We start from the raw sequence: 10,378 nt of genomic DNA on the forward strand, positions 1-10,378 counted from the left end.
GCCGTACATTATTCTCCGGGCGGGTATGTGCGCCGCGGACACGGGCGATCCAGGTGTGGCCCCGCGCTGGCGGGAGTCGGGAGTTGTGGATGGAACCGACCGCCGAGACGTTGGCCCGGTGGGCGCACGACTACGCGCCGAGTGCCGCGGACCTCGACCCGGCGCAGCGCTCGCTGCTCGACACGATAGCGGTCACGCTCGCCGCTCGGCAGGACGATCTGGTGGCGCTGTCGGCCGGGCTGCCGGACGCGGCGCGCTGGGCGGCGGTCGGGCACGTCCTGGATTTCGACGACCTGCACCTGGAGTCGACCACCCACATCAGCGTGGTGTGCGTCCCCGCGACGCTGGCCGTCGGCGGGGACGCCCGCGCCTACCTGGCGGGGGCCGGGATGATGGCACGGCTCGGGGTGGCGCTGGGCTGGTCGCACTATGCCGGCGGATGGCACGCCACCTGTACGGCCGGGGCGCCGGCCGCCGCCGTGTCCGCGTCGGTGGCGCTGGGCCTGTCGGCCGAGCGGATCGCCACCGCGATCGCGCTCTCGGTTCCCGCGGCCGGCGGGGTGCAGCGGGCATTCGGTTCCGCCGGCAAGTCCCTGCAGGTCGGCTTCGCCGCCGACGCGGGAGTTCGGGCGGCGAGGCTGGCCGCCGCCGGCGCCACCGCGGATCCGACCGCGCTGGACGCATGGCTACGACTGGTCGGCGGCGACCCGGACCGCATCGACGTGACCGGCCCGGCGGTGCCCGGCGGGCTGGCGATCAAGATTTTTCCCTGCTGCTACGCACTGCAACGCCCGATCAGCGCGCTGCGCGAGCACCTGCCTGCCGACGTCGTCGCCTCGGGCATCACCGCGATCGAGGTGAGCACACCCGCGGGCGCGGTGCAGCCACTGATCCACCATCGGCCCCGCACCGGGCTGCAGGGGAAGTTCAGCCTGGAATATGCCATCGCCGCCGCCCTGCTGGACCCCCATCCCGGCTTCGGGAGTTTCACCGACCTCGCCGTGACCCGACCCGAAGCCCAGCGTCTGCTCCAGCTCGTAGCCGTCACCGAGACCCCCGGCGGTGACGGGCTGCTCTCCGGCCGCATCGATATCACGCTCACCCTCAGCGGTGGCGCCCGGTACTCGGTGAGCCAGCGGCTGCCACCCGGGTCGCCCGGGCGGCCACCTTCGGACCAGGACCTGCACGCCAAGATCGCCGACTGTGGCCCCGACGTTCCCGCGCTGCTGACCGGACTGGACTGGGCGCGTGCCGCGACGCTGCTGGCAGACCACCTGCCTGGCCAAAGGAGCGGCCTGACGTGACCGAGCACCACATGACCGAGCACCAGCGGCACCGCACTGAGTCGGGCGCCGCGCCGGGCTCCCCTTCGCCGCACGTCCCGCTGCCGTTGGCCGGGGTGACCGTGGTCAGCCTGGAACAGGCCGTCGCGGCCCCGTTCGCCACCCGCCAGCTGGCTGATTTCGGCGCGCGGGTCATCAAGATCGAACGGCCCGACGGCGGCGACTTCGCCCGCCGCTACGACGTGTCGGTGCACGGCCAGTCGAGCTACTTCGTGTGGCTCAACCGCTCCAAGGAATCCCTCACCCTGGACGTGAAAACCGCCGAGGGGCGCGCGGTTCTGGAGGAGCTGCTGGCCGGGGCCGACGTGCTGGTGCAGAACCTCGGCCCCGGCGCCGCCGCTCGCCTCGGCCTCGACGCCTCGTCCCTGGCCGACCGGCACCCTCGGGTGATCCCCTGCACGATCTCCGGCTACGGTACCGACGGGCCCTGGGCCGACCGGAAAGCCTACGACCTGCTCGTGCAGTGCGAGACCGGCCTCGTGTCGCTGACCGGTAGCCCGGACCAGATGGCGAAGGCCGGGATCTCGGTCGCCGACATCGCCGCCGGCATGTACGCCTACACCGGCATCCTCACCGCCCTCTACCGGCGCGCCACCACGGGGTCGGTCTCCGCGGTCGAGGTGTCGTTGTTCGAGGCCCTCGCCGAGTGGATGGGTTCACCGGCCTACTACACCCGGTACGGCGGGCGGCAACCTGCACGGGTCGGCGCTCAGCACGCCACCATCGCCCCCTACGGCCCGTTCACCACCGCCGAGGACCAGACGGTGCTGCTGGCCATCCAGAACGAACGCGAATGGCACGCCTTCTGCCGGATCGTGCTCGACGACCCGACCCTGGCCGAGGACCACCGCTTCGCGACCAACTCCGCACGCGTCGCCCACCGCGGCGCCCTCAACGGGGTGATCGCGGACCGATTCGCCGCGCTCGATACCGGCACAGTGCTGGCGTTGCTGGCCAAAGCCGGTATCGCCAACGCCCGACTGAACTCCGTCGCCCACTTCCTCGACCACCCCGTCCTGACTGGCCGCGACCGGTGGCGCACCGTCGCCACCCCCGGCGGCGACATCGGAGCCCTCCTGCCCCCGGCCACCCTCACCGACCTGGACCCGGTGATGAACCCCGTTCCCGCCCTCGGCGAACACACCGACACCATCCTGCGCAGCCTGGGCCGCACCGATAACGCCATCGCCGCACTCCGTGCCGACGGCGTCATCTGACCTCCGCCGACCCCCGGCCCCCCACTCAAAGAGGACCAGCCATCCAAGAGCCATCCAAGAGGACCAGCCGAAGAGGACCCGGCGTGAGTACCTTGACCGCAGAAGAACAAGCCATCGTCGACACCGTGCGCGACTTCGTCGATCGGGAGGTCCGCCCGGTCGCCCGGGACCTGGAACACGCCAACGACTATCCCGAGAAGCTCATCGAGCAGATGAAAAAGCTCGGCATCTTCGGCCTGGCCATTCCGGAACCCTACGGCGAGGTTGCCGTCTCCACCCCCTGCTACGTCCAGGTCACCGAGCAGCTCGCCCGCGGCTGGATGAGCCTGGCCGGCGCGATGGGTGGCCACACCGTCGTCTCCACACTCATCCTCACCTTCGGCACCGAGCAGCAGAAGCTGCGTTATCTGCCCGCACTGGCCAGCGGTGAGATCCGCGCCACGATGGCGTTGACCGAACCCGCTGGAGGTTCCGACCTGCAGGCCCTCACCACCAGCGCCCGCCGCGCCGGTGAGCACTACGTGGTCAACGGGGCGAAGACGTGGATCACCAACGCCCGCCGCTCCCAGCTGATCGCGCTGCTGTGCAGGACCGATCCGAAAGCCGAGCCCAGGCACAGGGGCATCAGCATCCTGCTCGCCGAACCCGGCGATGGATTCACCGTGTCCAGGGACCTGCCAAAACTCGGCTACAAGGGCGTCGAAAGCTGTGAGCTGTCCTTCGATGACTACCATGTTCCTGTCGATGCGCTGCTCGGCGGCGAGGAAGGCCGCGGATTCGCGCAGATGATGAAGGGCCTGGAGATCGGCCGGATCCAGGTCGCCGCCCGCGCCCTCGGTGTCGCCCGCGCCGCGCTGGACGACGCGCTGCGTTACGCCCAGGAACGCGAGGCCTTCGGCAAGCCGATCTGGAAACACCAGTCCATCGGCAACTACCTCGCCGACATGGCCACCAAGTACACCGCCGCCCGCCAGCTCGTGCTCCTGGCCGCCGACCGCTACGACGCCGGCGACCGATGCGACCTGGAAGCCGGGATGGCCAAGCTGTTCGCCTCGGAAACCGCGATGGAGATCGCGCTCAACGCGGTCCGGGTGCACGGCGGCTACGGCTACTCCACCGAGTTCGACGTCGAACGCTACTTCCGTGACGCCCCACTCATGATCATCGGCGAAGGCACCAACGAGATCCAGCGCAACGTCATCGCCGCCCAGCTCGTCGCCCGAGGGGGAATCACCCCTTGATGGGAATCATCCCTTGACCAGCACGGTCGCCGTCCGTATCCGGCGACGTCCGGCGATCCTCCCGATCATGGTGTCGGCTGAACCGCGGAGGGTCAGGCACGGTTCACGACCTGCGGGCCGTGCCGAACCCTCCACACTCAACCCTCCACACTTTTCCGTCGCGACGCCGGCCTCCTCCCTACCCTGGTTCCCGTGACGGCAGCGGTGGGCAAACGGCAGGCCGTGGTCGCGGTGCTGCTGAGAGCCGGTCGCGTACTGGTCATCCGGCGTGGGCCGCAGGCGCGGAGACCGGGCTACTGGGCTCCGCTGAGCGGCCGGATCGAGCCCGGCGAGAGCCAGGCGGCGGCGCTGGTTCGCGAGGTCCGTGAGGAGGTGGGGCTGGCGGTCACCCCCCTTGCGAAGGTCTGGGAATGCGACACCGACGACGGCAGCTACCAGCTGCGCTGGTGGACCGCCGAGGTCGGATCCGACGAGGAACTGATCCTCGACCCGGGCGAGGTGAGCGACGCCCGCTGGGTGACGCCGCACGAGTTCACCCGGCTGGAGCTCACGTTCGCCGGTCACCACGAATTCTTCGAACGGGTGCTTCCGACCCTCGGTTAACCGGCTGTCCGATGTCGAGGCGGACCTGCCGGCGGGTCACTGAGTGGGGCGGGTCACTGAGTGGCGTGGTGGCCGGCCGGTGGGGGTCCGGGGTTCGGAAGGCCGGCGGCGACGGCCCGGGCGCGGACGCCGATATCGGCCTGGTCGGTGAACAGCCCGTCGATGCCCGTCTTGAGATAGGCGACCTGTTCGTCGACGGCCCGGCCGAGGTCGCTGGGGCTGGTGCCCACCTGGTAGTCCTTCGGGAGGAAGGTGTTCTCCGCGCGGAAGGTGTACGGGTGCACCACCAACCCGGCGGCGTGGGCGTCGGTGACCAGGGAGGTCGGGGTACCCAGCGTCCCGTCCCCGGCCCGGGGGATGATCTGAAGCTTGTCCGGGCCGATGCCGTTCGCGTAGCGGGCGATCTGCCACAGCCCGGCCAGCGTCGACAGATCCTGGTACGTCCGCGGGTCGCCGGCATTGACGAGATCGAACGGTGCGCCCGTGGCGGACAGCAGCTGTACCGAGGCCGTGCGCAGGCCGAGTGTGCGCAGCTCGCAGAGATTCGTGGTCTCAAAGGACTGGACGTACACCGGCGCGCCCCGGTGGTTCAGGCCGTACCGGACCAGGATGTCCAGCAGCCGCCGCTCCAAGGGCAGGCCGGCCTTGGCGAAGTAGGTCGGGTGCTTGGTCTCCGGGTAGACGCCGATCTCGCGGCCGAGTTCCCGGGACAGCCGGGCGCGCAGGTCGAGCAGTTCGGTGAACGTCGGGATCTCGAACTGGCCGTCGTACCTGGTGTTCCGCGGGCGGACCTCGGGCAGCCGTTCCTTGGCGCGCAGCGTCTTCAGTTCGGCCAGGGTGAAGTCCTCGGTGAACCAGCCGGTGGTCGCGACGCCGTCGAGAATCTTCGTCGTCCGGCGGGCGGCGAACTCGGGATGCGCGACGACGTCGGTGGTTCCGCCGATCTCCGGCTCGTGCCGGCAGACCAGGACGCCGTCCCTGGTGGACACGAGGTCCGGCTCGACGAAGTCGGCACCCAACCGGGCGGCCAGTTCGTAGGAGGCCAGGGTGTGCTCCGGGCGGTAGCCGGCCGCTCCCCGATGCCCGATCACCAGTGTCGGGCGACGCTGGCCACCGCCGGAACCAAGGGCGCCCGCCGGGGCGACCGACGCGGCTACCGGGACGAGGAGAGGGACGGCGGCGAAAGGCGCTGCGACGATCCCCGCGAGCACGCGACGACGGTCCACAAGTCCTCCAGCGCAGCGGCGATGACCCTCGCCGACGGAGCGCCCATAAAGCCAACCGGAAACAGCCGACCAACGAACGGACCACGTGTTACCCGCCGTGGTCGCCCAGATGGCACTTTGATGAACCTGGCGCACGAACAGCCGGCCGTAACCATCAGCCGCGCGCAACGGTGACGACCTCGGCCAGCCCGCCTCCGTCAACGTGCGGACCGCGGTGACACGAGCGGCCCTACGGCCGCCCGGTCGGTACGGGCCGCTACGGTGCTGTGCCGGGCAGCGGGGAACAGAACCCGCTCAGCCCGGGGCGGCCGACACCCGGACACCGCAGGTGAGATTGGCCAGGTAGACCTGGGTGCGTCCGCTCGGGTCCAGCAGCAACGGCGGACCGCCGCGGGCCGCGGTGCCGAAGCTGATCTCCCGGCCGTCGGCGGCGTCGTGGAGCTGCAGCCCGCAGTCGTCCGAGCCGGCGAAGTCCACGACCTCGACCCGGACAAGGCCCGAGGGGACCTCGAACGCGTCGGTGTCGCCGGTGCCGGCCTGCTGGGCGAAGGGCAGGACGGCCGTCCCCGATCCGGAGCGGGCCGTCACCGAGCACCCGGGGTCGTTGGCCCGCCAGTGGAAACCGCCGACAAGCGGTACCTGGAAGGTCTTCGCGCCGTAGACCTCCTTGATCGCCTTCTGCTCGCCGGTGCTGTCGCTGGTCACGGTGATCGTGCACCCGTTGTCGGTGCCCTCGATCTGGTCGATGATAGCGAGACGCCACGGCGCGTCGGCGGTGAAGGGCTGCCGGCCACTCGCCGAGTTGTCCGCGCTCGAGTTGTCCGCGCTCGAGTTGTCGCCCCCGATCACCAGCACGGCGGCGAGCGCCCCCGCGAGCGCGAGGATCACGACGGTGCCGGCGCCCACCAACAGCCAGCGACGGCGACGGCGTGCCCGCGGCTCGGATGAAGCCGGGATCTGCGGTGCAGCCGGTGGGGTGGGTGTCCGGGCGGCGTCGGGAAGGATGCGCGTCACCGGGATCCGCGCCCCCCGGGCGTGACCGACGAGCCGCTCGCACAGGTCGAACGCGGTGGGCCGTTGCGGCGGCTGGCGGTCGAGTGCCTCGCGGACGGGCGCGTGCAGCTCCGGAGCGAGCCGGTCGAAGTCGATCTGGAACTCGGCGGCCGCGATCCGCGACGCCACCGCGTCGGCGGAGCCGCTGCCGAACGGCGGCTGGCCGGTGGCGGCGAAGCAAACCAGGGCCCCCAGCCGAACACGTCGCTGGCGGCGGTGACCTCCCCGCCTGTGGCCTGCTCCGGCGAGAGCCACCCAGGGCGTGCCGACGACTCCGCCCACCGCGGTCAGCGGGCGCGCCTCGGCCGCCGCGGCGATCCCGAAGTCGATGACCTTCGGCCCGTCCGCGGTCCACAGCACATTGGACGGTTTGAGATCGCGGTGGATCAGGCCGGCCGCGTGGATGGACGCCAACGCCTCGGCGAGCCCGGCCGCCAGGATGATCTGCTCCCCGGTGGGCAGGGGGCCTGCCGCCGCGACCTGGGCGGCGAGGTCCGGGGCGTCGACGAACTCGGTGGCCAGCCATGGACGTTCGGCCTCCAGCTCGAAGTCGACGAGCCGGGCGGTGTGGGCACCGCCGACCCGGAAACACGCCTGGACCTCGCGATGGAATCGCGCCCGGAACTGCGGATCGTCGGCGTACTCCGGTCGGATCAGCTTGACCGCTACCTGGCCGAGGGGCCCCTCGGCCAGGTAGACCACACCCATCCCGCCGGCACCGAGCCTGCCCAGCACCCGGTGCCGGCCCAGCGACCCCGGATCCGTGGCCCGCGGCGGCTGCATCCTGACGCCGTGCGCGTCGCCCGGCACATCCACCCCCGTCTGCTCACCGCCGCCACCGAGCGGGTCGCCCCACTATCGCCGAGGCCTGCGACAGTGATGAGAGCACCCCGACGATCGCTACTTTTCGTAGTCGTCGCACGCGACGAGGGTGCGCGACCGCCCGCCGGCAGCCGTACCGGCCGGACAGCCGAGGTGACGGCGTCCATGACGTCATCTGCGACCGCTCCTGTGACGTCTTACTGGCCGCCAGAGCTTGCATATGACGTCAACTTGGTGCCATGATGGCGCCATGGACCTTGCACCGTATGTCGAGAACCTCCGCCGGGAACTCGCGGCAGCCGCGGAAGCCGCGGGTGAGGACGCCCGCGCGCTGGCCGAGCGGCTCGCCCTGCCGCTGGACTCGGCCGTCAGGCTCGCCCTGCTGGAGGCGCTGTCGGCCGCCGCCGACGAGATCACCCGAGAGTTGGCGCCGGGCTCGGTCGAGGTACGCCTGCGTGGGCGAGACCCTGATTTTGTCGTGACGCCACCGCCGGCCGACCACTCGGATGCGGACGACTTCGAGGCCGCCGTGGTCAGGCAACCGTCCGCCGCTCCAGAGGACGACGAGGGACGTACCTCGCGGATCACGCTACGCGTCCCCGAGCGTCTCAAACCGCGCATCGATGAAGCGGCCGAGCACGAAGGACTGTCCGTCAACGCCTGGCTGGTGCACGCCGTCTGCGCCGCGCTCGACCCCGGTGCCGCGGGGCGGCGCACCGGTCCGCACGCAGGCCAGCAGATGGGACTGCGTTACAGCGGCTGGGTGCGTTAGCCACGCCGGCGTTCATCGCGTTCACCGCGCCAGCGTTCACCGCGTCCGGGCAAACCATGTCCAGGATGACGACGTTACAAGGAGATCATCATGCCGACTTTCCGCACCCCCGAACCGATCCTCGCCGTCATCGAACTCGGGACCGGCCACGTCCGGATCAATGCGAGCGACCGTGCCGACACGGTCGTGGAGGTACGCCCGAGCGACCCGTCGCACGACACCGACGTGCGGACGGCGCGGGAGACCTGCATCGAATATGACAAAGGCAAGCTTCACCTCAGAGCACCCAGGAAGACGGCCCGCTCGCTGTTCGGGTCGGACGGCTCCGTCGCCGTGACAGTCGAGCTGCCCACCGGTTCGCGGGTCGAGGCGAGCTCGATGACCAACATCCAGAGCACGGGCCGTCTGGGCGATTCCAGCTTCCACACCGCCACCGGCAACATTGACCTTGACCAGACCGGCAGGCTCCGGCTGGGGACCGCCGACGGGAACGTGTCCGTGGGCCGCACGACCGGGCACGCCGAGATCAAGACCTCGAACGGCGTGATCCGGATCCGCGAGATCGACGGCTCGGCGGTAGTCAAGACGGCCAACGGGGGCGTCACCATCGGTGAGGTGACGGGGGACGCACGGCTGATCACTGCCTCCGGTGCCATCACCGTCGACCGCGCGCTGGCGGGCGTCGAGGCCAGGACCGCCTCGGGCAGCGTGCGGATCGGCGAAGTGGTGCGCGGCACGGTCGCGCTCGTATCCGGTTCCGGCCGGCTCGAAGTGGGAGTACGGAAAGGTACCGCCGCCCTGCTGGACGTCCGCTCGGGACGCGGCGGTGTGCACAGCGAACTGACCGCCATCCACGCCCCCGCGCCCACCGACGAGACCGTCGAGGTGCGCGCCCGTACCGGCGACGGCGACATCCTGATCCACCGTGCCTGACCGTTCCCGAAGCGCGAGCCGGCCCGGCTACGCCTTCCGCTCGATGGCGCCGTAGCAGCTGACCTGGGCGTCGGTCAGGTCAGCTGGCATGGTGCCGTCGGGCCGCCAGCGGCGTGCCACCTGCGCCCCTTCAAGGGCGGCCTTCGGCCGCCGGCAGGTCGGCCTGTCGGAGCGTTCCGCCCTCCCGGGTCCGGCTCAGCGAAGAAGGATGGCGTGGTCCGGGCTGTCGAGCCAGAAGATTTGCCCGTCGGGAGTCACAGTGAGCCCGAACCGATCGCGGGAGGGCCGGCCGGAGTTCATCCACCAGTCGTAGGCCGTCTCCAGCTCGTCCCAGAGTCGACGCGGCCCGTACTGGGTGATCTCGTGCTCGTCCAGGCCTGCGGTCAGCGATGCCCAGGACTGCGACGGGCTGTGAGACAGCAACAGGGTGTTCGCGGGGCCGCCTTCGTCGATGTCCCCGGTCGTGCAGCCCGGCAGCCACAAGCCGACCGCGAACCCGGTCGCCGCATCATCGAAAGGCTCGCGGAGATACCGGCGGGTGGGCCTGACGTCCGCGTCGTCCTCACCCAGCCACCACACATGCGGGTCGCGCCGCTGGTTCCGTAGCCGCATGAACCCGGCTTCATCGTGGAACCGGCCGCGGGCCGCACCATCGTCATCGACGACCAGAGCCGCCAACGCCCCGTCGAAGGTACCGGCGAACGGGAACACGATCCGCCCCCCGGGCCGGGTCTGCTCCACCCACGAACAGGGGACCACCGACACTGACGCTGTTGCGATCACACGGTCGTACGGTGCGCCCGCCGGATAGCCCGCGGTCCCGTCCCCGGCGATCACCCGCACGGGATGGCCGGTCCGGTCCAACGCCGCCCGTGCCTGTCCGGCTATCATCGGGTCGACTTCCATGCTGGTCACCTGACCGGAACCGGCCTGCACCGCGAGAAGCGCAGCGTTGTAGCCGGTACCTGTCCCGATCTCCAGCACGCGCATTCCCGGGCACACGCCGAGGAGATCAAGCATCCGGTCGACCACCCACCGCGCACTACACGAACTGGTCGGGATGATCCCCTTACCGTAAGTGTTCGGTGATGTCGTGGGAGGGCTCGCCGAATGCCCGGCCGGCGTTGCCGGTCGGGTGCTGTCGGTGAGGCGAGTTAAGGCGCGGGTC

The 10,378-nt window shown here is 70.6% G+C and carries 9 protein-coding genes; 6 read left to right on the forward strand and 3 right to left on the reverse strand.

Annotated elements, in window-relative coordinates:
* Positions 1 to 89 precede the first annotated feature (89 nt).
* From AC08OX_RS10165 to AC08OX_RS10180, 4 genes are all read left to right on the forward strand, one after another.
* Positions 90 to 1,304 carry an MmgE/PrpD family protein gene (locus AC08OX_RS10165; protein ID WP_476607579.1) on the forward strand — a complete coding sequence of 405 codons (1,215 nt, stop codon included), beginning with the start codon at positions 90 to 92 and terminating at the stop codon, positions 1,302 to 1,304.
* Positions 1,301 to 2,560 carry a CaiB/BaiF CoA transferase family protein gene (locus AC08OX_RS10170; protein WP_476607580.1) on the forward strand — a complete coding sequence of 420 codons (1,260 nt, stop codon included), beginning with the start codon at positions 1,301 to 1,303 and terminating at the stop codon, positions 2,558 to 2,560. Before AC08OX_RS10165 ends, AC08OX_RS10170 begins: the two co-directional genes overlap by 4 nt.
* Positions 2,561 to 2,643: 83 nt before the next feature.
* Positions 2,644 to 3,801, forward strand: a complete 1,158-nt coding sequence (locus AC08OX_RS10175; protein ID WP_476607581.1) for an acyl-CoA dehydrogenase family protein — start codon at positions 2,644 to 2,646, stop codon at positions 3,799 to 3,801.
* A gap of 192 nt (positions 3,802 to 3,993) precedes the next feature.
* Positions 3,994 to 4,404, forward strand: a complete 411-nt coding sequence (locus tag AC08OX_RS10180; RefSeq protein ID WP_476607582.1) for an NUDIX hydrolase — start codon at positions 3,994 to 3,996, stop codon at positions 4,402 to 4,404.
* A 53-nt stretch (positions 4,405 to 4,457) separates the two neighbouring features.
* Here the strand turns inward: AC08OX_RS10180 and AC08OX_RS10185 are convergent, their stop codons facing one another.
* Complete coding sequence (locus AC08OX_RS10185) at positions 4,458 to 5,630, reverse strand: glycerophosphodiester phosphodiesterase (protein ID WP_476607583.1); 1,173 nt, start codon at positions 5,628 to 5,630, stop codon at positions 4,458 to 4,460.
* Positions 5,631 to 5,924: 294 nt separating this feature from the next.
* Complete coding sequence (locus AC08OX_RS10190) at positions 5,925 to 7,499, reverse strand: serine/threonine-protein kinase (protein ID WP_476607584.1); 1,575 nt, start codon at positions 7,497 to 7,499, stop codon at positions 5,925 to 5,927.
* Positions 7,500 to 7,755: 256 nt separating this feature from the next.
* Here AC08OX_RS10190 and AC08OX_RS10195 point away from each other — a divergent pair, with 256 nt between their 5' ends.
* Both AC08OX_RS10195 and AC08OX_RS10200 read left to right on the forward strand, forming a co-directional pair.
* A complete protein-coding gene (locus AC08OX_RS10195) occupies positions 7,756 to 8,277 on the forward strand; it encodes a toxin-antitoxin system HicB family antitoxin (protein WP_476607585.1) in 522 nt (173 codons plus the stop codon).
* A 90-nt stretch (positions 8,278 to 8,367) separates the two neighbouring features.
* Positions 8,368 to 9,210 carry a DUF4097 family beta strand repeat-containing protein gene (locus AC08OX_RS10200; RefSeq protein ID WP_476607586.1) on the forward strand — a complete coding sequence of 281 codons (843 nt, stop codon included), beginning with the start codon at positions 8,368 to 8,370 and terminating at the stop codon, positions 9,208 to 9,210.
* Positions 9,211 to 9,405: 195 nt separating this feature from the next.
* Here the strand turns inward: AC08OX_RS10200 and AC08OX_RS10205 are convergent.
* Positions 9,406 to 10,378: methyltransferase domain-containing protein (locus AC08OX_RS10205; protein WP_476607587.1), on the reverse strand; the 973-nt coding region annotated here is incomplete at its 5' end.

It is taken from the genome of Frankia sp. CoBUL1 (genome assembly GCF_978021245.1).